Genomic DNA, 24898 nt, shown 5'->3' on the forward strand with positions numbered 1-24898 from the left:
TAATTAAAAATACTATGATGAAGCAAATGTTACTAACATGGACGTTAATCGTCTGTGGTTTTCATGTTTTTGCACAAAACAGAACAGTTCAGGGAACAGTTAAAGATGCAGTGACGAGCGAATTGCTGATCGGCGTCACAGTTAGTATTCCAAACACAACCATTGGTGCCACTTCGGACAGTAATGGGAAGTATAAACTAACTGTTCCAGGTGTAGCTGCTACTACACTTAAATACTCCTACATTGGTTACCGGGATACCTTAATAACCGTTATGCCATCGGTAGAGGATATGCACGTCTCGCTGAATCCGGCGTCGCAGTTTTTACAGGGTGTGGTCATTGCCGGATATACTTCACAAAGCAGAAGTAAACTGACAGGTGCTATTTCAAAAATCAATGGTGCCGATGTCAGCGCGGCCCCTGTAGCTTCACTGGATCAGGCTTTGCAGGGGCGGGTACCCGGATTATATGTGGCTTCGGCATCCGGTCTTCCGGGAACTCCGGGTCGCGTTACCATCCGGGGGATCGGTTCTTTACAGGGGGCTAATACTAATCCCTTATATCTCGTAGATGGTGTACCCATAGAACCCGCTTCATTTGCAGCGCTAAACCCCAATGATTTCGATTCTTACAGCGTATTAAAGGATGCAGCCTCTACTGCTCAGTATGGTTCAAGAGCTGCTAATGGTGTCATTGTCATCACGACCAAAAAAGGCCGTAACTACGAAGATGGTAAAGTCAGGATTAATTACCAGAACCAGTTTGGTTTTTCACAGGTCAATAATGCCAAATGGAATATGATGAACAGTAGCCAGCGTCTGCAATTTGAAGAAATCCTCAAAGATCCCGCGTTTCCGGGCTGGCAGTTTTCGCGTAAAAATGGATTTAATTCCAATGGATCGGCTAAAACAGAAGCTGACTATAATTACGGGGATCAGTATCTGGATAGTCTGCGAGGGATAGATAATCAGTTGAAAAAGCACTTGTTACGAACTGCATTTAATCAGTCACATGACCTGGACATCTCGGGAGGAAATGAAAAAACAACTTATTACCTCTCCGGATCTTATTTTCAGCAAAACGGAGTATTGCGCAATTCCGGTCTTGACCGTTATAGTCTGCGTTCCAACATTCAGCATATCAGCGGACGGTTTAAATTTGGCGTAAATGTTGGCCTGGCTTATGTAAAATCTAAAGTCACAGAAGGCGATTTTAATGTGTCAGAAACTAATCCTGTCGCTGCCCTGTACTTTTCGCTGCCTTATGAAAACTTATTTAATCCCGATGGAAGCCTGGCTACCGGAACAAACAGATATGGAGCCAATGCACTTTCTATGTACAAGGATATTAACAGGCAGCAAAATCAACTCAAAGCTTTAGTTTCCAGTAACCTCACTTACCAGATCGCACCAGGACTGAAATTTATGGGAAATGTTGGTCTGGATTTTCAGCAAAACCATAATACGACTTATATCCGTCCCGATTCCTATCTGGGCAGTCTGGTAGATCCGGGCGGATCGGGCAGTTATCAGGACCAGTACATCAACAGACTCGGGATGATTGCTACGGGAGGTCTTTTATACAATAAATCGTGGGGTAAACATGAGATAGAAGGTAACCTGTTGACAGAGATTAATAAAAATACTTTAAACAGCTCAGGATTTACCGGTTTTGGATTGATTCCCGGCATAGAGAATACGCCTTCCGGAATTACCCCCGGTACCAATGACAATGGTTTTATACCCTTGCTGAAAGGGCAGCGGTCACAAAGTGTATTGCTTTCGCAAATCGGGCTGTTCCGTTATTCCTATAATGACAGATATACCTTCACGGCCAGCCTGAGAAGAGATGGCTCTTCGCGCGTTCCTGAAGCTAACCGTTACAAAATGTTTTATGCTTTTGGCGGCAGCTGGAACATTTCGCGTGAAAACTTTATGGAAGAGTTAAAGACCATCAGCAGTCTCCGTTTACGTGCAAGTTATGGCCGTACCGGAAATGCTTCTGGTTTTGCGAGCGATTTTGGATACCGTGGTCTTTATGGGGGCTCGGGTTATGCAGGTCAGCAGGCCCTGATACCAGTTTATCCCGAAAACAGTGCCTATAACTGGGAACTCAATTATATCGGAGATATTGGACTTGAATTCGGTTTGCTGCAAGATCGTATCAGGGGAGGAATAGACTGGTATAACAGGATTACCACCAATCTTTTCATGCAGAAACGTTTATCCTATACTTCGGGTTTCGAAAGTATAGCTACCAATGCTGGTAAGATCCGTAACAGAGGGGTAGAATTATTCCTTGAAGGCGATCTGATCCGCGAAAAAGAGCTGACACTGACGCTGGGGCTGAATTTGGCTTATAATAAAAACAGGGTGATGTATCTGGGCGGAGAAGATCAGCTGACTACAGATCAGTATTCAGTTAATAAAATAGGTATGCCACTGGGACAGTTTAATATGGTCAGATGGGCCGGAGTAGATCCGCAGACCGGAGCACCTCAGTATCTGGATGCCTCGGGCAATATAACTAAGACATTTAACCCTGATGATGCAGTGCCTGTAAAAGGGTCTTTTGATCCGCCTTTAAAAGGGGGGCTTAATGTAAACCTGCGTTATAAAAATCTCGAGTTATCTACCTTGTTTACTTTTATCAGGGGGATGTACCGTCTGAACACTGCTGAACTGTTCAGAACTTCAGCAGATCCTAACTACCGACAGTATAATCAGTCTGTGGATATGCTTGATATCTGGCAGAAACCAGGTGATATCACCAATAATCCGGGCGCAGCCTATCCCCGTTATATGACTGATAGAGAATTGCAGAATGCCGATTACATTAAACTGCGCAACATCAGGTTAAGTTATACCTTTCCTTCCATTAAAAAATTAAACGGATTGACCAGGGGGATCAAAGTATTTGTTCAGGGACAGAATCTGGTGACCTGGACTAAGTTTAAGGCTTTTGATCCTGAGGATGACAATAACTGGTACCAGTATGAATATCCGCTTCCACGTACGATTACTGCGGGATTAAACATTTCATTTTAAATATCAAATCAGAAACAATGAATCTATATCATATTTTCAGTACAAGAATTATACAATTACTACTGATCTCTACTTTATTATTTACCGTTTCCTGCAATAAAATGCTGGACCTGAAACCTACGGATCAGGTCGAAGAAGCTGATGTTTTCTCTTCTGTTGAAAAACTGGAACGGGGCGTACTAGGTGTTTATGAAGGCTGGTACCCTGAATATACTATCAGAATCGGGTCGTTGATGGCTGATGAATGCAGAATCGGATTGCGAAATTCAGGTGTTCTGGCAGCTGGACAGAACCTTTTCCGCTGGACGTATTCCTCGGGTGATGATGAAGTCCTTGCACCCTGGAAAAATGGCTACCAGGTCATAGACCGGGTTAACCGGTTATTGAAAGGCCTGCCGAAAGTGCCCGCGAAAAATGAGACAGAGGTCAAAAAAATCAATACACTAAAGGGAGAGCTATTAGCTGCAAGAGCTTACGCACATTTTGCACTGTACCAGGTTTATGCTTATTCGGGAGTCTATGATCCCAATGCACCTGCTGTACCGTATATGGTAACGTCTGCTATTGCCAGTCAGCCTTCCCGTCCCAAAGCAGCTGAATTTTTTACGCTATTCTGGAAAGATTTAACCGAAGCAGAGCCCCTTTTAACAGAAAACACTAATCTCCGGATGGGATTAAATGCTTCTTACGCCCTGCATGCGAGGGCTGCCTTATACACTAAAAACAATAAAGAAGCTGTTTTATATACAACAAAGGTAATCAATCAGCTACCACTGTCCGGATTTTCCGATTTTCCTATGATCTGGAAAGACCAGAGTAACGCAGAAGTGATATTTAAACTAAAAAGGACTAATATCAGTATCATGCGTCCTGGCGATATCTTTTATAATATAGCGGCTTCCAGGATATTGTATGCACCTGCTATCGGGCTGATGAACCAATACGATCCGGTAAATGACGTGAGATATACGAGCTGGTTCAGAACTGATCCCTCACTGACTGCTCAAGGAGATCTTCCCGAGGTGATCACCAAATATGAAGGTACCGACGGCGCACAGAACAGGAGTGATCTGAAAATATTCAGAACAGGAGAAATGTACCTGATCCGTGCCGAAGCTGCCTTAAATAATGGGGATCATGCTACTGCTGCAAATGACCTGAATAGTCTGCGGACAGCGCGGATTAAAGGCTACCAGTCTGCCCATTTTACCAGTACTGCAGAACTTCAGTCAGCTATTCTAAATGAACGTTATAAAGAACTGCCTTATGAAGGGCACCGGTATTTCGATCTGAAAAGATTAAACAAACCTGTTTCACGGATGATCGAAGATGCTCAAAACCCATATCAGGTTTTGGCAACTGAGGCTTTACATTATCAGCTGCCTATACCACAGGCCGAAGTACTTGCTAATCCGAATATCAGACCAAATAATAAAGGCTGGTAAGCGATTCATTTACAGTTTATTCAAACAAAAATGTTACCCGATACAGGTAGCATTTTTGTTTGTCAGGCTTAGCGAATTCGTTAACTTGTTCTAATAAACCAAATTATGAGAAAAGCTAAATCGATACTTCTAAGTTTTGTAGTTATTCCGGTAATTTTTCTTCATTCATTCAGGAGTAGTGCACAATCCACAAAATCAGGACAAAACCTTTTTGACGGTAAAACTTTAAAAGGCTGGAAAAGACTGGCTGGCACAGCCGATTATAAAGTCGAAAATGGTGTTATCGTAGGAACCACAGTAATCAATTCCGGTAATACCTTTCTGGTGACCGAGAAAGAATACGGCGATTTTATCCTGGAACTGGATGCTAAAATAGAAAGTCCGTTAAGTAATTCCGGCATCCAGGTAAGAAGTCATTATGGAAGTGATGGACACCCCGGAAGAGTTTACGGAAGACAGGTTGAGATTGATCCTTCCCAGCGCAGCTGGTCTGGAGGGATTTACGATGAAGCCCGGCGTGACTGGTTATATCCTTTGGACCTCAATCCAAAAGCAAAATCTGCTTTTAAAGTGGGAGAGTATAACCATATCAAAGTAGAGTGTATCGGTAATTCCATGAAAACCTGGATTAATAATATACCAGTAGCTTATGTGGTAGATACCATAGATCATCAGGGTTTTATTGGTTTGCAGGTACATGGTATTTCTACGCAGGAACAAGCAGATAAAAAAGTATACTTTAAAAATATCAGAATTAAAACCACTGATTTAAAACCAACTCCTTTCCCGGCCGATATATATGTCGTTAATTATGTACCGAATACGTTAACGCAGGATGAAAAACAGCATGGCTGGAAACTGTTATTCGATGGTAAATCGCCTGCTGGCTGGAGAAGTGCGAAAAATGCAGCATTTCCTGCCAAAGGCTGGGAAATTGAAAACGGAACAATAACTGTCTTGTCATCCGAAGGAAAAGAAGCCGCTAATGGAGGCGACATTGTGACTAAAGATTTGTACAGCGTATTTGATCTTTCTTTTGAATTTAAGCTTTCACCAGGAGCCAACAGTGGGGTGAAGTATTTTGTAACACTGGATGAAAAGACTGAAGGGTCTGCAATTGGACTGGAATATCAGATACTGGATGATGAATTACATCCTGATGCTAAATTAGGGCGTGACGGAGACCGTACGCTGGCTTCTTTGTACGATCTGATTACCTCAGACAAACCCAAACGTTTTATCCGTCCAATCGGTGCATGGAATACCGGCAGAATAGTGGTTTATGCAGATAACAAGGTTGAACATTACCTGAATGGGGTTAAAGTACTTACTTATGTACGCGGATCAAAGGAATTTAAGGACCTTGTTGCCATCAGTAAATATCATATCTGGCCCGACTTCGGTTTAGCCCGGGCGGGGCATATCCTGTTGCAGGATCATGGAAATACAGTGTCTTTCAGAAGTATTAAAATTAAAGCCGGCAAATGAAATCATCACGTCGTTTATTTATTAAACAAGCAGCTTTAACCGGAGCCGGTGTATTGGTTGCAAAGGTTGGCTGGACTGCAAAAAGTTACAGCAGGATCATGGGTTCGAATGATAGGGTAAATGTTGGGGTTATTGGTTTTTCCGACAGACATAAAAACTCGCATCTGCCCAGTTTTATGAATCATTATAAGGAACTGAATTTTGATATTGTGGCTGTGTCTGATCTATGGAGTAAGAGACGGGAAGAAGGAGTAGCTACCTGGAAAGGTAAAATGGGGCATGATATCATTGGTTGTAGAAATAATGAAGAGTTATATGATCAGAAAACAGTGGATGCTGTTTTTATAGGGACAGCAGATTTTCAGCATGCCAGACATACTATCGAAGCTGTAAGAGCGGGCTGTGATGCCTATGTAGAGAAACCTTTTGCAGAGACCATGGAGGACAACCGTGCTGCGTTAAAAGCGGTTAAAGAAAGTGGTAAAATTATCCAGATAGGTTCACAGCGAAGAAGCGGATCGAATTATCAGGCCGCAAATGATTTTATAAAATCCGGCAAATTCGGACCTATTACAATGGTCGAATTAGCCTGGAATGTAAACCAGCCTGACCGGTGGCGCAGACCAGCTTTGGTTGGACAACTCAAAGAAGAAGATACAGATTGGAAAAGGTTTATCTTAAACAGGCCTTACGAAAACTTTGACCCCAGAAAATATTTGGAATACCGGCTGTTCTGGCCTTATTCTTCAGGTTTGCCGGGGCAGTGGATGAGTCATCAGATAGATACTGTACACTGGTTTACAGACCTGAAGCATCCGCGTAGTGTCGTTGCCAATGGTGGAATCTATGCCTGGAAGGATGGACGGAAAAACTGGGATACACTCACAGCTGCATTTGATTATGGCCCTTTGAATGATCTGACCAGCGGTTTTCAGGTCACTTTTGCTTCGCGGATGCATAACGGAGATGATGATCCTTCTGAAATATATTATTCCAATGGAGGTGAACTCAATCTGGCTACTAATAAAATTTCACCTAAAGGGGGGCTGATTAAATCTCATGCAGAAGCCATGAATATGCAGCCCAATTTATTACCTGAATTAACCCTGTCTGCTGCTGGAAAAGTAATCGCATCAGCCAATACCGGAGGGGATATACTCACCTCTAACCATGTCCGTAACTGGATGGAATGTGTCCGTAGCCGGAAACAGCCCAATGCACCCATAGAAGCAGGGTACAGTCATTCCATTGCAAATATCATGACCAATGCTGCTGTACATACAGGTTTTAAAGCAACATTTGATGCAGCTACCCAGGAAGTAATGGCAGGCGGTAAAGTCTTTAAATACTAGTTGTTTAGCCAGATAGGATTCGTTAAAGCCAGCATAGTCCCATTTTTTGCACGTATTTCTATGCGGATATATCGGGCGGTGCCCGGTTTTAAAGTCCATTGGGCAGGTTTTTCCGATGAAGCTGCTCTGGCTATTATTCCCTGGTCACTATGTAAGGTGAGCTCAGCATCTGGTATAAATGAAGTAGTTAAACTCACAGTTATAGTTTGACCAGCAGGTGTATTTAACACTTCGCCTGTTTTTGATTTTTTACCATTGCATGAAGCCGTAAAAGAAAGGTTTATATTATTGCTGGCAGCTAAATAGACATTTCCTTTTTTTAAGCCTGAGAGTATGCCGTTTCTGGATAAAGATCCCGCATAGACAACTGTTTGTGGCTGACCTAAATTATTGTCGTAGGGATTGTTTTTATGCGTGTCACTTGCACCGATAGCAATCTTCTTTTTTCCATGTTGTAAGAATTCGTCCCACCAGTGTAAGGCGCGTTCGTCATCTTTGTCCCAGCTTCCGTTCCAGATTTCAATTCCGTCAAAAGGGGTAGCATCAAACAGAAAAAGATTGGCATAAAAAGGATGGTTGATTATAGCCAGTCCGCCATCCTGGTGAACCAGGTCAATATATTTTTCAACCTGATGGTCTTCGGGAGCGTACCTCCAGTCAATATAGGTGCCTGTGTTTATACCAATTGCATTCCAGTGTCCATAGGCAGTGGTGGTGACTTCTTCTCCATTGATGATCAGCAGATGATCATTGTCGTACTTTCCCCAGCTTTGGTTAGCGCTATTGGTATTGTGTTCGGTAGAAATTATATAATCTAATTTTTTATCAATCGCCTCATTAACCAGTTCCTGTTGGGTACGTTTCCCATCCGAATGTAGCGTATGCATATGCAAATCCCCTCTATACCAGCCCGGCAGATGATTTACCACTTTTTGAGCAGGAGATACCTGGAACAGGCTTTCTGTTTTTCCAAAGGATAAAGTAATTTCCAGTTTCCAGTCCAGTCCTTTAGCTATGACGTTAGATGGATAAATCAATATATTCCAGGTACCTGCTTTAACTTTACCCGGGATGTATCCGGTTGAAGCAGATGAACCATTGATGTAAAATTCATTTTTAGCTCCGCCAGACCAGCCCCTGAAACCAGCTGTATTCCCTGGTTCATAGCCTTCCGGACCATATATACCCATATTTAATACATTTCCATAGGTATAAGATTCCCTGATCCGTATTTCTTTAATCCCGACAGGTACTTCGACTGGTACATAAACTAACTTAAATATCCCCTGTGGATCTATATGTCCTGACCTCACAATAACAGTGTCTTGCCCGGCAAACAATAAGAAGGGGAACAGGAGGAAACAGAACAGCGCAAATCCTTTGATCATGGCATAAAACTCTAAGCCCTAAAGCTAGAGATTACCAGTCTGTCCATTTTTAAATTCCTATTAACTTTTGATGAATCCTGACCCCGTTTACTATTAATATAAAGTGTATAATATACACCCGATATTAACAGATATTAACCTGTTGAATAATAGAAGCTTAAACGTTTTAAAAACGTAAAATAGCCTTAGAAATAACAATTCATTGATGATTTGATAACACTCCCCGGATTCCTTTGCTTACGAAATGTTCTGTATTCAGAAATCAATCTGAATCCACATGAATCTGAGAAAATATGAAAAAAAATTACCAATGTTTTTACCAGTGTATGAGTTATTTCTCCAGCCGGCAGTTTCTATTGCTGTTTTGCGTCATGCTGTTGAGTTCGTTATCCGCTTTCTCTTTTCAACAATCTACGCGGACAATTAAGGGGACGGTGACAGATGAAAAAAATGTCCCGGTCCCGGGAGTTTCCGTCAGGATAGTTAGCTCCGGGAAAGGAGTTGTGACCGATAACAGAGGAGTTTATAGTATCCAGGTTAACAATGATCATGAGGTGATCCGGTTTAGTTCCATCGGTTTCTTAAATCAGGAAGTTGAAGTAGCAGGAAGAAGTACAATTAACATCAGTTTACAGCCTGATGCTAAACAACTGAATGATGTAGTAGTGATCGGTTATGGTACAGCCAGCAAAAAAGATATAACTGGTGCTATCACTTCTTTAAAATCTGAAGATTTTAACCAGGGGGTATTGACCTCACCGGCAGAATTACTCCAGGGTAAAGTGGCGGGTCTGAACATTACCAAAAGTGGTGACCCCAACCAGAAACCTTCAGTGACTTTAAGAGGGCCTTCTACCATTCGTACCGTCAATGGTGGGGTTACAGAGCCCTTCTATGTGATTGACGGGGTACCTGGTGCATCTGTAGACCTTCTTGCCCCTGATGATATAGAAAGTATTGATGTACTGAAAGATGCTTCTTCTACAGCGATCTATGGAACAAGAGCTGCCAGCGGGGTTATTATTATTACCACTAAAAAGGCAAAAGCAGGGCAGACCAGATTAAATTACAGTGCGTATGGAGCTATGGAAAACGTGTCTAAAAAAGTAGATATGCTGAGTGCCGATGAATTACGCCAGTATTTGAAAAGTAATGGGGTAAAACCTTTGGCAACACCTACTGATGATGATGGTTCCAATACCAACTGGCAAAATCTGGTGGAAAGAACCGGTTATTCTACCAACCAGAATGTCTCTATAGGGGGCGCTACAGACAATACTGATTACGGGGGTAGTGTCAACTATATGAAGAACAATGGTATTTTGCAGCGTACGTCCTTACAGCGTACCATTTACAGGGCTTACCTTAATCAGCGTTTTTTCAATAACCGGTTGAAACTGGGGATTAACCTGACCAACAGTTCCACCAACCAGAATGATATTGCCCAGAGTAATGTATTGCCGGGAATGTTATTCTATTTACCGACAGTCGGCCCTTTTAACCCAGATGGCTCTTATAAAGAAAACTATACCAGAACTGGTAGTGGACCGTTAAACCCATTGTCATTAGTCAACAATAATAGTTTTGTAACCAATGACAGCAAAACGCTGATTAACGGAATCGTTCAGGTTGATATCATTAAAGGTTTAAAATTCACCTTAACAGGTTCCCAGCAGAAGGATCAGAATAAACTCAACAGTTATTTAAACAGCCAGTCCGGACTGGCGGTGAATCTTGGTGGTGTAGCACATCGTAATGATTATCTGACTACCAATGATGTTGTAGAATCCTATCTGAATTATGACCGTGTTTTTGGGGAACACAGCCTGAAATTTTTAGCTGGTTATTCTTATCAGCAGGACCGTACCAATGACGGATTCGGTATTACTACCCAGAATTTTGCGAATGATGCACTGGGTTATAATAACCTGTTTTTATCAAATCCGGCATCACTCTCACAAATTGCATTTGATAATAATCCGATATCGACTTTGCGCCTGGAATCGCAATATGGACGTGTTCAGTATCAGTACGCTGACCGCTATTTACTCCAGGCTTCGATTCGTAGAGACGGTTCATCCGCCTTTGGGGTGAATAACCGTTATGGCTATTTCCCGGCAGTATCTGCGGGCTGGAAAATCATCAATGAAAAGTTCATGAAGGATCATCCGTTATTTACCGACCTGAAATTAAGGGCTGGTTATGGTGTTTCTGGTAATAGCCAGGGGTTTGACGCATTTTCTTCTATCTTAATCTATGGTACGCCTCCGGGAAGCAGTAAATACATCAACAACGGGGTGGTGTCTAATTCATTAAATGCAGTAAGAAATGAGAATCCTGACCTGAAATGGGAAAGTACAGCTACCACTAACATCGGTCTGGATTTCGCGATTTTAAATAACCGGATCAGTGGATCAGTAGACTATTACATTAAAAAAACGACCAACTTAATTGATGATGCTTTACCAGTATCTTCTACCGAGTTTCAGTATACCACTTATACAGCCAATGTAGGTCAGATGAGTAATAAAGGGATTGAGGTCGCTTTGAATTTTGTACCTGTTAAGACATCAGATTTCAGCTGGAGATCTTCTTTAAACTTCTCCCACAACAAGAATAATATTGATAATCTGTCCACCAGCAGATTTACAATCCCATACATTTATACCGCACAGTTAGGAGGGAAGGGACAGTCAGGTAACTACAGTCAGATTGTTCAGCCAGGTTATCCTTTAGGTACATTCTTACTATGGCATTATTTAGGTAAAAATGCTGCGGGTGTAAGTACTTATGAAAAAGCTGACGGAACCACTACTGCTACCCAACCCTTAACTACCGATCAGCGGGTTGCAGGAAGTGCACAACCTAAACTGATCTATGGCTGGAATAACAGCTTTTTTTACAAACAATTTGACTTTAATTTCCTGATACGCGGTGTATATGGAAATAAGATCCTGAATGCTACGCTGGCTGGTTTAAATAACCCTGCGGATTCAAAGATCCAGAATATTCCAAGGTTTACCCTGGGCGAATCATTCAATGATATCAACGCCTATCTGATTTCGGACAGGTTCCTGGAAAGCGGTTCTTATTTACGTCTGGACAATGCAACTTTAGGTTATACCATTAAACCCAAAATTCAGAATATCAAATCTATCAGATTATACCTGAGTGGTAATAATCTTTTTGTGATCACCAAATACCGTGGTATTGATCCTGAGATAAACATGGGTGGATTAACTCCCGGTATTGATAACAATAACTTCTATCCTAAAACCCGCACCTTCATTTTTGGTTTAAATGCGTCATTCTAAAATTTATATGAAAAAGAAAATATTACTGGTTTTGATGACCCTGACGGTTGTGCTGACCTATTCCTGTAAAAAACTGGACGTCCCTGTAGAATCACAGTTCGTGGCCTCTAACTTTCCTAAAACCCTGTCTGATTATAATGCTTCTGTAGGTGCTATATACTCTAATCTGTCATCCAATTTTGCAGTGCCTTACTGGCGTATGCAGGAGTTGGCTACCGATGAAGCGATCTTGCCGGCAAGGGATGGAAACTTTGATGATGGCGGGCAATACAGGCAGTTACATTACCATACCTGGACATCCGATCATCCAAATGTAACCACTATCTGGCAATGGGCTTACAGTGGAATTATGACCTGTAACCGCTTAATTAATATTACCAATTCATTCGGTTTTACACCTGCCGATAAAACAGCTAAACTGGCAGAAATCCGTGGAATGCGAGCCTTATACTATTTCTTTCTGATGGATTTGTATGGCAATGTTCCGATCATTACAGATTATCCTGTGACTGGCATTCCGGCTACTCAGCCCCGGGCAAAAGTTTTTCAGTTTATCGAAAGTGAATTGTTAAGTATAGAGCAGCAATTGCCTGCTAAAACCAATGTCGTGGCTTCAAATGTGCTGCAATATGGCAGGCCTACCAAAGGAATGGTTTTCGCGCTACTCTCTAAAATCTATTTAAATGCGGCTGTTTATACTAACGTACCACGTTATCCGGATGCTGTAGCGATGGCTGATAGTGTGATGGCTAATACCAATTATGGTTTAGATGCCAGATACAGAGATATCTTTTTGCCTAACAACGGGCCGCAGATCAGAGAGACCATTTTTGCTATTCCTTATGATCAGCAGATCCCAGGTAATCAGTTTACCAGATTTGGATTCTTTTATTACCTGGTTAATGCTTATGGTTTCAATGTGGGCTTAAGTATTGCCATGAGTACTACGCCCGAGTTCTACAACCGCTTTAATCTGCCGGGTGACTTCAGAACAACTACCTGGTTATCCGGGCCACAGTTTGCCCCAGATGGTAATGGTGGATTTACGACACAACCGATTTATTATCCTAATACAACTACACAGGTTGTCATCAATCCTGTTTTAACATTGGTACCGCCTAAACCTATGGATCTGGGCAATACCCTGGCCAGTCAGTCTGAAGGGGTACGTTCCATTAAGTATTATCCAGACCCTGCAATTATACAGGCTACCCGTTTAAATGGTAATGATGTACCTGTATTGCGCCTGGCAGATGTCATGCTGATGAAAGCTGAAGCGATTTTACGTGGGGCGCAGCCTACGGTGGTGAACGGTGAAATGCAAACACCATTGCTGTTGGTAAACCGTGTGCGTGCAAGGTCTGGTGCACAACTGGCTACTTCAATTGACCTGAATGGTATGCTTGACGAACGTGCCAGAGAGCTTTCTTGGGAAGGATGGAGGAGAAACGATCTGATCCGTTTTGGACAGTTTGAAGTTGAGTATCCTTTACCGAATGATGTACTTTCTATGGATAAAAGCACCTTCCGCAGATTATATCCGGTACCTACAACCGAACTGAAGTTAAATGGTAGCCTGATACAGAACCCAGGATATTAGATCTTAAATCAGACAGCATAAAGGGTTAATTCTCTTTATGCTGTTATTGAATTTAAAACAATAAATATAAACAGATGAAACTATTATTAGCTACTACAATATTTGCGCTATTGCCATTTTTCCCACCTCAGGAAGACGCTCAGCCGATAAACCACATACAAGTAATTGGTTCACACAACAGTTACAAAAGAGCTATAGATCCAGGATTATTCAAGGTGTTGCAAAAAAGAGATTCTGTCGGAATGAGCAGGATAGATTACAGCCATATATCTTTAACAGAACAGTTAAATATGGGATTGCTAAATCTGGAAATAGATGTTTACGCAGACTCACTGGGAGGAAAATATGCGCATCCCAAAGGACTTGACCTGGCTCCGGGACAGCCAGCCTACGATACAGAAGGGGTAATGAAACAGCCAGGCTTCAAAGTATTTCATATCCAGGATATAGATTTCAGGAGTAATTGCCCGACGTTTAAGCAATGTTTGGGAGAGCTTAAAAAATGGTCTGATCTGCATCCTGATCATCGTCCTGTTTTTATCACGATGAATGCTAAAGATGAAGTGATAGAAAAGGCAGGGTTGACTGTGCCTGAAAAATTCACCACTAAGGTATTTGATGCGCTTGATAAAGAAATTGCAGATTATCTGGGCAAAAGTTATTTAATTACACCTGATCAGGTAAGAGGTAAATACATCACTCTTGAAGCAGCTGTTTTACATCAGAACTGGCCTGATTTAAAATCTGCAAAAGGGAAATTTATTTTTATCCTTGATGAAACCGGAGTTAAAAGGTCAGCTTATATTGCCGGACATCCATCCTTAAAAGGAAGATTATTATTTGCAGATGCAGAACCGGGAACACCAGAGGCGGCAATTCATATTATGAATGACGCAAAAAGAGACCTTGTAGCTATTCGGACTTTAGTAAAAAAAGGATATATCATACGAACCAGGGCGGACAGTGATACAAGGGAAGCCAGAGAAAATGATCAGCGTACCTTTCAGGCAGCATTGCAATCTGGTGCACAAATTATTACCACAGACTATTACCTGAAAAGCACACACTTTAAATCTGCTTATGTAATTAGTTTTGCAGATAAATCGTATTTCCGGTTTAATCCGTTATTTAGTAACAGGATGAATGAATCAAAATGAGATTGTTTTTGTAAATTGCTGTTAAGCAAACTATTAGTTATGAAAAAAATGATATTAATTGTTTCGGTAGTGGTTTCTGTATTTCTCTTTTCCTTCAAAATGATGGAACCGGTTATATGGACCGTTGATAAGGCTCATGCCAGACTAACTTTTACTGTCACACATATGATGGTCTCTGATGTGGAAGGTTCTTTCAGGATCTTTAATGCTAAAGTAATTACACTGAAGGATGATTTTAGTGATGCTCAGGTTGACTTTTCGGCTGATGCAAGCAGTGTAAATACTGATAATGACCAGCGTGACGAACATGTGAAAAGCGCTGAGTTTTTAGAGGTGACCAAATACCCGGTCATTACTTTTAAAAGCACCTCTTTTAAAAAAGTAAATGGTAATGCCTATAAGGTCACCGGAAACTTAACCATTCATGGGGTGACCAAACCTGTTATCCTTACCGCGGTAGCCAGAACAGGTATTAACCCAATGAGTAAAAAACCAATTGCGGGTTTTAAAATTACAGGTACGATTAAACGTAGTGATTATGGGGTTGGAACAAAATTTCCCGTAGCTGTGTTAAGTGATGAGATTGCTATTGCAGCGAATGCAGAGTTTGGTAAGAATTAATTTATCCGCCCGGAAGATTCTGCGCTGCGTAATTTAAAAATAGGTACAGCAGAATCAGACATAATGATAATAAGCATAAGATTACAGCCAGGATATTTCTTCTGATTAAAATTGATGACACGCCACATAGCAGCGTAGCTAAAAGACAATAAAAGCTGAAATACATGTAATCAGACATGAAAAAAGTATAACTAAACTCAATATTGGTACATAGCGAGGGGATGGAAAAGACTAAAACGGCAATGATCAGTAAGGCTGTACCTGTTATGGCAACGTAATAGGCTCGTTTCTTTTGTTTTTCAATCATTATCGACGTCAGGTAGGTTCCTGTTTTTAAAGATAACAGATTTTGATCTAGTATAAGCCCTGTATGATTTGGTCACGAAATAAATACAAGATGAGGCCTGAATATGTAAAATCCATTCCCTGATCAGACGATCAGGGAATGGATTCGCTATAGACCTTAATGAGAAGTAAGATCTGTATAAAGACTACGGAAAGAGCTTCTTACTCCAAAAGTTAATAAGGTAGTTCTGTTTGTGAATACATCATTCGTTTCATTCCTGAAAATTCCACCTAATTCTATTCTTAGGTTATATTTAGGATTAATTAGAAAAGATGCTTTTCCTTCAAGGTAAACCATATTTGTAGCCAATCCCTGGCCAGTATAATTGTTATAATATCTTGCTGGATCTATGTAAACTTTGAAAATGTCTTTTCCATAGTTTAATCCATTCATATCTAATCCATATTTGCCTAAATCAACCTCTCCGCTAAAATCAAATCTTTTATAAGTATAATTTAATATACCCACAAGTTCTCTGAAATTAGCTCCCCACGGATGTGCCAGTGGCTCTCCGTTGGAAGAATAATTCTCTATGGCAGATCTTGCAGCATAAGTGTAAGGTTTTACACTATTGGTTTCCAGCAGGTAATTCAAGCCTTTGATTTTAAATAAATTAGCTCCTCTGACGCCCAGTTGCCAGCCATATTTGTTACCGAAACTTCCATTACTGGAGAAGAAATCTTTGGCACGAAATTCATTTAAGGCAAATTGGCCATAGGCAGTTATACCATCAGTGAATTTATATTTAACATTTAAACCCAGCAGGGATTTATCTGGATTATTGGCTGAATTATTAATAGGTTTCATAAATATAACCGGATTTATATAGTTGAAATCAAAGGGGCGTTTTGCTCCATTGTCATCTGTATAGAATCCCATAATATTTTCGAAAAATCCGATTGACAATTTTTTGTTTACACTCCAGTCAAGGTAATGGAAGACTCCAAATTTCTTTCTGTTAATCTGATACTGTGATGTAGTTGCAGGATCATTCATATACGTCCACATGGCCATGTACCGCACATTTCCCAGTGTTCCGGTCAGTTTGAAAAATGGATAGGGGGATGCATAATCTGAAAGCAGCAGAGACCGGTATCCATCTCCAATGAAAGTTTTATCACGACCGGCACTGATGGTTAAATATTTAATAGGCGTATAAGCTACTGAAGCACTTATATAAGCCCAGTTATAAGCATCCTTGCCGGGATAACGCGCATAAGCCTGTCCCGGTATAATTCCAACCTGGTTAATATATTCAGTAAGATAACTTGGGAAAGATCCCCGGCTTAAATACCCGCTTACATTATAAGAGAGTTTATCGCCTATTGTCCCTCCCAGTTGTACACCCATTGAACCCAAACCAGTGGTTTTACGTCCTGAGAAATCTCTGCCTATACTAAAATCAGGTAAGAGATCAGCATAAAATGCAGAACGGGGCATTTTAATATCAATTAAATGCTCACTAAACAATTTTCTGTAGGCCAGGCTGTGTTGTTTATCATCCTGTTTATGATTCAATAAAGAATCTATAGAACGATTGATTAAAGTGTCATTTACAATAAATGGTTTTAAAGAGGTATGTTCATTACTTTTTGTAGAGTATATGTCCTGGTTAAGTTTTTGATAAAACTGATAAGGATATATCGTTTGCGCAAACACCGGTCCTGTAGCAAATATGCATAACAGGAGCAGGACAAACACTGGCTTATTAGGTAAATTAAAAATCATGGTATAGGTTTCTAAAGCTGCTTCTTAATCCAAAAGTTATCATGGCTGTTTTAGTGTCAGTCAAGCTGTTTTTTTCTTGTCTGAGTAAACCGGAAACTTCTAAACGTAAATTATATTTGGGATTGAGTAAATAAGCCACTTTACCTTCTGCAAAACGCATAGATGTAGCTAGCCGTTGCCCACTTTGATCAATGCCATATCTTGCATAATTAAGCTGGCCCTGGAAATCAAATTTATTAATTGAATAATTGATGATACTTAGCCACTCTCTAAAATCTGAACCAAGGGGATGAGCCAGAGATTCACTTAGTTGACTATAGTTAACAATTGGATGGGCTGAGTAGGTATAAGTATTTGGTGTTGCTGTATTGTATTCAACTAAATAATTTAACCTGTTGACCTTAAAAAGGTCCGCACCTCTGAAACCTAATTGCCAGGCATTTTTATTTTTGTTTGTTTGAGATGGTGCCTGATCAAAAATCAGCTGACCGTATACTGTTGTGTTCTTTAATACTTTGTATTTACCATTGAATCCTATTAAAGTATGATCAGGTGTAGTTCCTGATGGTCTTAAAGCTGAAGAAAACAGAATGGGATTAATGTAATTCAGATCAAAGCCATGTCCTTTACCCTGATCATTTGCTTCTTCTGCAACCAGAGCATTAAAAAAACCTAAAGATGCATTTTTATTGATAGTCCAGTCTACATAATGAAAGGCACCCCATTTACGTCTGTTGTTATAAAAGGAATTAAATTCTGTTGCATGTTGATCCTGCATATAGGCCCACATAGCCATGTACTGAACCTTCTTGCCCAGGTTTGCCTTTAGCCTAAGCAAAGGGTAGGGAGCAGCAAAATCAGACAATAACAACGATCTGTACCCGTCACCGATAAAGGTTTTATCCTGGCCCAGTTCGACAGTAATAGATTTATTAATTGAATAACCCATTAATGCTGTAACGTAAGACCAGTCAATCGCTTTGGATGGGCTTGGATCTTTACTGTAGGCTTGTCCTGGCACCATACCGGTTCTTGTGGTGTAATTAAGTTCATAATTGGAAAACTGAGCCTGGTTCTCGAATCCACTGGTATAGATGAAGAATTTCTGGCCGATCGTAATGCCTGCCTGGTAACCACGTGTATTCAGCCAGGTAGTTTTACTACCGTTAAATTCTCTTCCCAGTTGAAAATCGGGCAAAAAATCTAAATAGAAGGTGTATTCTTTATTTCTAACATCGACTAAATGTTCATCGAACAACTTTCTGTGAACCCAGCTTCTGTGTACTGTGCTCGCCGGAGAATTCATTAAAGAATCATGAAGCGGTCTCATCGCACTTGAATCAGAGATCAGATAAGGTTTAAGTGCAGTATGCGAGTTCTCCTCTGCTGAATACACATTTTTGTTCAGTTTTTGATAGAACTGATAAGAATAAGGCTGGTATATTAATTGTGCATTACTCTGTTCCGGCTTAATTAATATAAATGCAAAGAGTAGGACAAACGAGATTAACCCCTTATTTTTAGTAAGGTAAATATCCTTCATAAAGTTTCAGATTTAGGGGTGCGTCTTAAAGGTTGATATTTCATTTTTTTATTTTTCATTAGCGTGTATATTGGTATGTTTATGATGGTCTCATTATGATAAAGAGAATTCCAAAAGTAAAGAATAAACATTAAAGACCCACTAATTTAACCGGAGAATTAGACTTGTACAGTGTTAAACTATTCTCATACACCGATACAAAAGTGTTTTAATTGTTCTTTTCGACTATTATAACGTCAAAAAATAAGATTTAGTGACTGGTTTGTCGACTTTGCCTTGGTGTATTAAGTTTTTTGACGTAAAAAAGGGTCTTTATTGCTGTATAGAGGCCTTTTTTTTGGATAGATATTTCTTGTTTTTTTAAAATACCTAAAGAAATCTCTTTTGATCAGGGTATATAGGTTAAATCTTTACCGGCCATTTTCTGGCTACCTGGCTTGAAAAAAAACTGGTTTTTGAGAAAAAAGAATTAAAATTGCCCTGGCAGATTTCAATCACTGAGATACAGCTGTTAATTTTGTACTGTGACTAAAATAAAGAGAATAACTCCAACCGATTTCAGAGGACAGTATATGTCTGAAATGTCAATGGATTTTGCAATTTTAAAAACACCTGTCCAGATACATGACATAGCCAGAACATCTGGTTTTATAAAAGTCCCAACGCCATTACACAGACAGGATTTCAATTCGATAATTCACATCACCCGCGGAAATGCGAAACAGCAGGTGGATGCAGATCTGATGTCTGTCAAAGAAGACGAGATCTTATTCATCCGTCAGGGGAATGTTACTTCGTTAAAAGAGGTAAGCCCTGATGCTTCTGGTCATATTATTTTATTCGAAGATCAGACCATTAATCAGCTATTGTCCAAACAGGAGCTGATCAGACTTTTTTCAGCAAATACAGTTATTCATTTATCCAGAACAACGAGTGAGTGGCTGACCCCGCTTTTTGAATTGCTGAGTATTGAGATTTACAGTGAAAACCCTAATCTGGGAATTTGTTACTCCCTTTTGCAGGCTGGGCTACAAAAAATACTGACTTCGAGTAAAGAGCTGAATAAAGGTGTAAACCGGAGTACCGAAATCACCTTTAATTTTAAGGAACTGGTTTACAAACACCACAGAGCACAAAAGACAATTGTATTTTATGCCAGTAAGTTATCCGTTTCTGAAAACTATCTGCACCGGTGTATTAAGGAAACTACAGGTATAAGTCCGAAAGAATGGATTAATAAAGCAAGTATTCTGCAAAGCCAGTTACTTTTACAGGATCTGACCAGGAGCGTATCAGAAATTGCTTTTGAGCTAAATTATGGAGATCCCAGTTACTTCGGACGTCTCTTTAAAAAGGTAACCGGAATAACCCCTTCCGAATACCGGATCGCATTTATGCAAGATTTGTCCGAGTAAAGGTAGGTTTTGTTTTAAAGCCTCTTTCGTTTTCATTCCATCTTTGTCTTATCAAATTCAAAGAAATGAGAACACATATTATCATCAGAAATTATTACAAAACCAGGCCTGGAATAATCTGTCCATATGGTCTTGCTGTGCATGTTTCCAGGTTAAAGACCCGCATGCAGAAATCTCCCTGTCCTCCTGATTTTTTATCCGCGGTTAAACGCTGCATTATTCTATTGTAAATATAAAACCATGAATAAGTTATCTATTCTTTTTGTCATCATCTCAGCGCTCTTTTTATCCAGTAAATGCCATAGTCAGATTATTCAGGATGTCGGTGGCGTTGCACTTACTGTTCACGATAAAAGTTATTTTAAAGATTTGCCGGCCGGAAGTTCATTATCAGGGAATAAGTTTCAGCTGAACACTTACGATGCCTGGTTACCGGTTCCTCCTTTCAGAATTGGAAAGACAACTGTCTTCAGTAACCTGAATTATCGTCTGATGGATTTCAGATACGATCAGAAATCGGTAGCCGATCCAAACCGGATAGACAGAATCCAGGAAATCAAATCAGTAATTGTTGTCCGACACCCCATTTCAGAAAGATGGTCAGTTTTAGGAATAATTATGCCAACAATAGCCTCCGACTTTAAGCAGTCACTCTCCTTTGACGATGTAATCTTAGACGGGATATTGGGTGTATCTAAAAAATTCGGCAGTGAATCCAATCTCGAGATCGGTTTAGGAGTCCATGCTTTATATTCTTTTGGAGACGTTTTAATTACTCCGGGCATATCAGTTGATTACAGGAGTTCCAATGATAAATGGTTGGCCCAGTTCTACTGGCCAAGACTGAATGTACTTTACAAGGTGGCTCCGGGTACAAGAGTTGGTTTAGCAGGTTCCATAGACTGGACGCGGTTTAACCTGAAGAACTATACCGGGTATAATGGAAGAGAGGTTGATTATGCACAGTTCTCCAGTATACATGGAGGTTTACAGATACAACAGCGTATTGCAGGTAGTTTCTGGGTCCAGGCACAGGGGGGGATGGGACTTTTCAATAAATATGAATTGTTCGATCCCAAAAACAAAACCGTAAATGATTTTCCGGTAAACAATATGGCCTATGGCAAATTGACGCTTAGTTATAGAATCGGCAGAAAATAAATAATTAAAATCCATTTAATCATGAAAGCATTTATTCTTATCATCCTGTCTCTTTGTTTATCAGTTATAACAAAGGCACAATCAGTAAAAATGACCATTGAGGTCAAAAAGGTGCAACCTGGAAAGGGAACGGTCGTGGTCAATATATACGATAAGAAAGAGGTTTTTTTAAAAACCTCCTTCCTCAGTAAAACCCAGAAAGCAGACCAGTCAACCCTGAAATTCATTATAGACTTACCCAAAAAAGGTACCTATGCGATTACTGTTTTTCAGGATCTGGACAACAATAAGAAACTCAACCAGGACTGGCTGGGAATCCCGGAAGAACCAGTTGGTTATGGCAATAATTTCAAACCATCCTCGAAGCCGAAATTTAATGAATGTTCAGTAACGGTAAATGAAGATACCAGTCAGGTGATCAGTCTTCTATAAGTGGATAAGAAACAATTATACTCCAATGAAAAATAGAACTATTGCAGAAGTGATGCAGGTATATAAAACTTATCAGACGGGAGATACCCTGATTACGGCCCTGCATTCTACCTCTCTGCAGTTTAAAACCGGAGAGCTGACCCTGATATTAGGTCCCTCCGGTTCAGGGAAAACTACTTTGTTATCATTGCTGGGATGCGTTATTTATCCAACCGGAGGAGATGTTTTTATTGATGGTCAACAGGCAAACTTATTGTCTGCTAACGAATTGTCAGTGCTGAGGCTGGGTAAGATTGGTTTTGTATTTCAGGGGTTTAACCTTATTGCCCCACTCAATGCGCTGGAAAATGTAATGATACCACTACAGCTTAGAAATAACAAAGCAGCCGGCAATAAACAAAAAGCCGAAGCAGCACTCGAACTGGTTGGTATGAAAGACCGGATGAAGAACCTGCCCAAAATGCTCAGTGGGGGACAACAGCAAAGAGTAGCTATCGCAAGGGCCCTGGTAACTGATCCTCCCATTATACTTTGTGATGAACCGACCGCTGCGTTGGACCCTAAAAGTGTCGGTGTTGTTATGGAGGAGCTTAAAACACTGGCGATAAACGGAAAGAGCGTAATCGTGGTTACCCACGATATGCGGCTTAAACAATATGCTGACAGAATAATCTACGTAGATAATGGTTTGGCAGCCGAGGTGGAACATCTCAGTCTCCTCCCTCATTAATATTAAAAAACAATATATACGGATGAAAAAGACATTTATTTACCTGGTATTCATTTACCTGGTACTACTGGTCTGTTGTGCCTGCTCTTTTGGCTGCAAGCCGGCAGAGGCAAAGAAGGAACCCAGTTTATCTTCAGCACAACAAGACATTGCGAACCATGAAATTGTAGGCTTAGGACGAATTGAACCAGAAGGGAAAGTGGTATCGCTGGCTACAGCGGTAACCGGGATCATCACCGAAGTATATAAAAGAGAGAATGATCAGATTCTGAAAGGAGAGCTGATCCTCGAACTTGAACATACTGTACAGGATGCAAAAATGGAACAGGCAAAACGAAGGGTTATTACACAATTGGCTGAGATCAGGATTGCAGAATCAAATCTGGAAGAACAGAAGGTTCTTTTAAGTAATAAAGAGCTGGAACTGGGCAGAATAAAAAATCTGTACGCTAAAGGAGCAGAAACAAGACAGAACTTAGATAATCTCGAAACTGATGTCAAAGTTTGCCAGGTGAAGACGGCGCAATTACAAAAACAGATCGTTGTATCCAGCGCAAGACTGAAAGAAGCAGAACAGGAAGCAGATGTATTTGCCAGAGAATTACAGCAACATTTTGTGAAAGCTTTAGGCGATGGGCAGATCATGGATATGAAGGCTATAAAAGGAGCTGCATTAATGGCCAATCAGTCTTTTGCAGAATTCATACCCAAAGGGAGACTGGTTGCTACCTGTGAAATCGATGAACTTTTTGCTGATAAAATCAGAGAAGGCCAGCAGGCAGTGATCCGCCAGATAGGTTCCCATCGGATCCTGGGAAAGGGAAAATTGATTTTTGCCTCTTCGGCACTTAAACGAAAATCTCTTTTTTCAGAGCAGGCAGGTGATCAGGAAGACAGGAGAGTGAGAGAGGTCAAGATCCTGTTAAATGACCAGACAGGTTACCTCATTAATTCCCGTGTTGAATGTATCGTGCAATCAAAAATAGACTGATGAAATCTACAATTATTACTGCCTGGAAGTTTATTCGCTTTGATCAGACAAAGAGTATTGGAATTGTGATAGGGATCGTAATCAGTACTTTTCTGATCGGTCAGCAACTGGGAACGTTTAACTTCCTGACAAGTCTGATGAGTGTGCTGGTTAAAAATACAACAGCAGATATCTGGGTTGTAGATAGCAAAACAGCCGATGCCAATCAACTCATCCTGTTAGATACGAGGAAAGAAAGAGAAATTAAAAGTTTGCCAGGGGTGGAAGAAGCTTTTCCGATAGTTATTACAGGGGGGAAAGCTAAATTTCCGGACGGGACGAGTGCAAATGTTAATCTCATCGGCAGTGAATTTCCATATTTTAAAGCGGGTCCCGATGGTGCTAAAATTATAGAGGGTCAGCGTAATGATCTGTTGCAGGAAGCAGGTGTCTCGGCAGAATATTATGACAGGAATAATTTTGGAGGCTCTTCAAATGTTGGCGTTGAGTTTGAAATAAACGGTAAACGTGCCGTAATCACTGTCCAGACTAAAGGTATCCGTGGTTGGGGTGGTTATCTGATGTACACTACTCTGGAAAGAGCAAGGTATTACGGGCATATTCCGTCCACAAATATCAGTGCGGTATTGGTAAAAGTCAGACCCCAGGAAGATGTGGACCAGGTTGTCAGACAAATAAACCAGGCTATTCCCGGAGTAAAGGCCTGGAAGACTTCCGAATTAAGTTCCTCCACTATTGATAGCGTACTCAGTTCGACCGGACTAGGGGCGAGTACCGGTTCATTGGTTGGTTTCGCTGTTATTGCCGGCTTCTTTATAATCGGATTAACTATGTATTCCTCTGCATTGGACAGAATCAAGGATTACGGGACTTTAAAAGCTATTGGCGCCACCAATGTGTATATCCGGAACCTGATTCTGACACAGGCCACCTTGTTCGCTGTGGTTGGCTTTATCATCGCGTTAGCTTTTCTGATGGGATTTCAGAAAGGCATGTCACAAGCAGGTTTGCTGATTGAATTTAAACCAGTTATGGTGATGGGCATTTTACTAATCACTTTTTCAATTGCATTACTCGGGGCAGTATTTGCCATCCGCAGAATTAAAGATGTTGAACCAGCCTCTGTATTCAGGGGATAAA

General features: G+C 40.6%; 19 protein-coding genes. 14 read left to right on the top strand and 5 right to left on the bottom strand.

What is annotated here, in order from left to right; all coding sequences use genetic code 11:
• Window positions 1-14 precede the first annotated feature (14 nt).
• The 4 genes from HDF25_RS07190 (at window position 15) to HDF25_RS07205 (ending at window position 7332) form a co-directional block, all read left to right on the top strand.
• Complete coding sequence (locus HDF25_RS07190) at window positions 15-3047, top strand: SusC/RagA family TonB-linked outer membrane protein (protein WP_184624053.1); 3033 nt, start codon at window positions 15-17, stop codon at window positions 3045-3047.
• A 17-nt stretch (window positions 3048-3064) separates the two neighbouring features.
• Window positions 3065-4492, top strand: a complete 1428-nt coding sequence (locus HDF25_RS07195; protein ID WP_184624054.1) for a RagB/SusD family nutrient uptake outer membrane protein — start codon at window positions 3065-3067, stop codon at window positions 4490-4492.
• A gap of 105 nt (window positions 4493-4597) precedes the next feature.
• Window positions 4598-5980: a DUF1080 domain-containing protein gene (locus HDF25_RS07200; RefSeq protein WP_184624055.1), complete on the top strand. Its 1383-nt coding sequence runs from the start codon at window positions 4598-4600 to the stop codon at window positions 5978-5980.
• On the top strand, window positions 5977-7332 hold the full coding sequence (locus HDF25_RS07205; RefSeq protein WP_184624056.1) for a Gfo/Idh/MocA family protein: 1356 nt from the start codon (window positions 5977-5979) through the stop codon (window positions 7330-7332). Before HDF25_RS07200 ends, HDF25_RS07205 begins: the two co-directional genes overlap by 4 nt.
• Here the strand turns inward: HDF25_RS07205 and HDF25_RS07210 are convergent.
• On the bottom strand, window positions 7329-8720 hold the full coding sequence (locus HDF25_RS07210; protein ID WP_184624057.1) for a CehA/McbA family metallohydrolase: 1392 nt from the start codon (window positions 8718-8720) through the stop codon (window positions 7329-7331). The two genes, HDF25_RS07205 and HDF25_RS07210, sit on opposite strands and share 4 nt — an antisense overlap.
• A gap of 293 nt (window positions 8721-9013) precedes the next feature.
• On the opposite strand from HDF25_RS07210, the gene HDF25_RS07215 reads away from it, so the two are divergent.
• From HDF25_RS07215 to HDF25_RS07230, 4 genes are all read left to right on the top strand, one after another.
• A complete protein-coding gene (locus HDF25_RS07215; RefSeq protein WP_260409335.1) occupies window positions 9014-12034 on the top strand; it encodes a SusC/RagA family TonB-linked outer membrane protein in 3021 nt (1006 codons plus the stop codon).
• A 7-nt stretch (window positions 12035-12041) separates the two neighbouring features.
• On the top strand, window positions 12042-13634 hold the full coding sequence (locus HDF25_RS07220) for a RagB/SusD family nutrient uptake outer membrane protein (RefSeq protein WP_260409336.1): 1593 nt from the start codon (window positions 12042-12044) through the stop codon (window positions 13632-13634).
• 74 nt (window positions 13635-13708) lie between these two features.
• Window positions 13709-14791 (top strand): phosphatidylinositol-specific phospholipase C1-like protein, encoded by a 1083-nt coding sequence (locus tag HDF25_RS07225; RefSeq protein WP_184624058.1) that lies wholly within the window; start codon window positions 13709-13711, stop codon window positions 14789-14791.
• 39 nt (window positions 14792-14830) lie between these two features.
• On the top strand, window positions 14831-15412 hold the full coding sequence (locus HDF25_RS07230) for a YceI family protein (protein WP_184624059.1): 582 nt from the start codon (window positions 14831-14833) through the stop codon (window positions 15410-15412).
• Window position 15413: 1 nt separating this feature from the next.
• Here the strand turns inward: HDF25_RS07230 and HDF25_RS07235 are convergent, their stop codons facing one another.
• From HDF25_RS07235 to HDF25_RS07245, 3 genes are all read right to left on the bottom strand, one after another.
• Window positions 15414-15719 carry a hypothetical protein gene (locus tag HDF25_RS07235; protein WP_184624060.1) on the bottom strand — a complete coding sequence of 102 codons (306 nt, stop codon included), beginning with the start codon at window positions 15717-15719 and terminating at the stop codon, window positions 15414-15416.
• Window positions 15720-15875: 156 nt separating this feature from the next.
• Window positions 15876-17486 carry a gliding motility protein RemB gene (locus HDF25_RS07240; protein ID WP_184624061.1) on the bottom strand — a complete coding sequence of 537 codons (1611 nt, stop codon included), beginning with the start codon at window positions 17484-17486 and terminating at the stop codon, window positions 15876-15878.
• Window positions 17476-19029 carry a capsule assembly Wzi family protein gene (locus HDF25_RS07245; protein ID WP_221450869.1) on the bottom strand — a complete coding sequence of 518 codons (1554 nt, stop codon included), beginning with the start codon at window positions 19027-19029 and terminating at the stop codon, window positions 17476-17478. Before HDF25_RS07245 ends, HDF25_RS07240 begins: the two co-directional genes overlap by 11 nt.
• A gap of 524 nt (window positions 19030-19553) precedes the next feature.
• On the opposite strand from HDF25_RS07245, the gene HDF25_RS07250 reads away from it, so the two are divergent.
• Window positions 19554-20444 carry a helix-turn-helix domain-containing protein gene (locus tag HDF25_RS07250; protein WP_184624062.1) on the top strand — a complete coding sequence of 297 codons (891 nt, stop codon included), beginning with the start codon at window positions 19554-19556 and terminating at the stop codon, window positions 20442-20444.
• A 94-nt stretch (window positions 20445-20538) separates the two neighbouring features.
• Here HDF25_RS07250 and HDF25_RS25820 read toward each other — a convergent pair whose 3' ends face one another.
• Window positions 20539-20661: a hypothetical protein gene (locus HDF25_RS25820; protein WP_260409337.1), complete on the bottom strand. Its 123-nt coding sequence runs from the start codon at window positions 20659-20661 to the stop codon at window positions 20539-20541.
• Between the two features lie 23 nt (window positions 20662-20684).
• On the opposite strand from HDF25_RS25820, the gene HDF25_RS07255 reads away from it, so the two are divergent.
• From HDF25_RS07255 to HDF25_RS07275, 5 genes are read left to right on the top strand one after another with little or no spacing between them, the layout of a single operon-like run.
• Window positions 20685-21605: a DUF6268 family outer membrane beta-barrel protein gene (locus HDF25_RS07255; RefSeq protein WP_221450870.1), complete on the top strand. Its 921-nt coding sequence runs from the start codon at window positions 20685-20687 to the stop codon at window positions 21603-21605.
• Window positions 21606-21626: 21 nt separating this feature from the next.
• Window positions 21627-22037 (top strand): DUF2141 domain-containing protein, encoded by a 411-nt coding sequence (locus HDF25_RS07260; protein ID WP_184624063.1) that lies wholly within the window; start codon window positions 21627-21629, stop codon window positions 22035-22037.
• Between the two features lie 25 nt (window positions 22038-22062).
• On the top strand, window positions 22063-22767 hold the full coding sequence (locus HDF25_RS07265) for an ABC transporter ATP-binding protein (protein ID WP_184624064.1): 705 nt from the start codon (window positions 22063-22065) through the stop codon (window positions 22765-22767).
• 22 nt (window positions 22768-22789) lie between these two features.
• Entirely contained in the window at window positions 22790-23758 is a 969-nt protein-coding gene (locus HDF25_RS07270) for an HlyD family secretion protein (protein WP_184624065.1), read from the top strand.
• On the top strand, window positions 23758-24897 hold the full coding sequence (locus HDF25_RS07275) for an ABC transporter permease (RefSeq protein ID WP_184624066.1): 1140 nt from the start codon (window positions 23758-23760) through the stop codon (window positions 24895-24897). The genes HDF25_RS07270 and HDF25_RS07275 overlap by 1 nt, the downstream gene beginning before the upstream one ends.
• Window position 24898: the final 1 nt, after the last annotated feature.

This window comes from Pedobacter cryoconitis, from assembly GCF_014207135.1.
GTDB classification, from domain to species: Bacteria; Bacteroidota; Bacteroidia; order Sphingobacteriales; family Sphingobacteriaceae; genus Pedobacter; species Pedobacter cryoconitis_D.

Bases quoted from the DNA above. Each gene is read 5' to 3' on its own strand.
- HDF25_RS07245 (WP_221450869.1), bottom strand. From the start codon at position 19,029: ATGAAGGATATTTACCTTACTAAAAATAAGGGGTTAATCTCGTTTGTC.
- HDF25_RS07270 (WP_184624065.1), top strand. From the start codon at position 22,790: ATGAAAAAGACATTTATTTACCTGGTATTCATTTACCTGGTACTACTG.
- HDF25_RS07255 (WP_221450870.1), top strand. From the start codon at position 20,685: ATGAATAAGTTATCTATTCTTTTTGTCATCATCTCAGCGCTCTTTTTA.
- HDF25_RS07200 (WP_184624055.1), top strand. From the start codon at position 4,598: ATGAGAAAAGCTAAATCGATACTTCTAAGTTTTGTAGTTATTCCGGTA.
- HDF25_RS07265 (WP_184624064.1), top strand. From the start codon at position 22,063: ATGAAAAATAGAACTATTGCAGAAGTGATGCAGGTATATAAAACTTAT.
- HDF25_RS07190 (WP_184624053.1), top strand. From the start codon at position 15: ATGATGAAGCAAATGTTACTAACATGGACGTTAATCGTCTGTGGTTTT.
- HDF25_RS25820 (WP_260409337.1), bottom strand. From the start codon at position 20,661: ATGCAGCGTTTAACCGCGGATAAAAAATCAGGAGGACAGGGAGATTTC.
- HDF25_RS07195 (WP_184624054.1), top strand. From the start codon at position 3,065: ATGAATCTATATCATATTTTCAGTACAAGAATTATACAATTACTACTG.
- HDF25_RS07210 (WP_184624057.1), bottom strand. From the start codon at position 8,720: ATGATCAAAGGATTTGCGCTGTTCTGTTTCCTCCTGTTCCCCTTCTTA.
- HDF25_RS07220 (WP_260409336.1), top strand. From the start codon at position 12,042: ATGAAAAAGAAAATATTACTGGTTTTGATGACCCTGACGGTTGTGCTG.
- HDF25_RS07215 (WP_260409335.1), top strand. From the start codon at position 9,014: ATGAAAAAAAATTACCAATGTTTTTACCAGTGTATGAGTTATTTCTCC.
- HDF25_RS07260 (WP_184624063.1), top strand. From the start codon at position 21,627: ATGAAAGCATTTATTCTTATCATCCTGTCTCTTTGTTTATCAGTTATA.
- HDF25_RS07235 (WP_184624060.1), bottom strand. From the start codon at position 15,719: ATGATTGAAAAACAAAAGAAACGAGCCTATTACGTTGCCATAACAGGT.
- HDF25_RS07275 (WP_184624066.1), top strand. From the start codon at position 23,758: ATGAAATCTACAATTATTACTGCCTGGAAGTTTATTCGCTTTGATCAG.
- HDF25_RS07240 (WP_184624061.1), bottom strand. From the start codon at position 17,486: ATGATTTTTAATTTACCTAATAAGCCAGTGTTTGTCCTGCTCCTGTTA.
- HDF25_RS07230 (WP_184624059.1), top strand. From the start codon at position 14,831: ATGAAAAAAATGATATTAATTGTTTCGGTAGTGGTTTCTGTATTTCTC.
- HDF25_RS07205 (WP_184624056.1), top strand. From the start codon at position 5,977: ATGAAATCATCACGTCGTTTATTTATTAAACAAGCAGCTTTAACCGGA.
- HDF25_RS07225 (WP_184624058.1), top strand. From the start codon at position 13,709: ATGAAACTATTATTAGCTACTACAATATTTGCGCTATTGCCATTTTTC.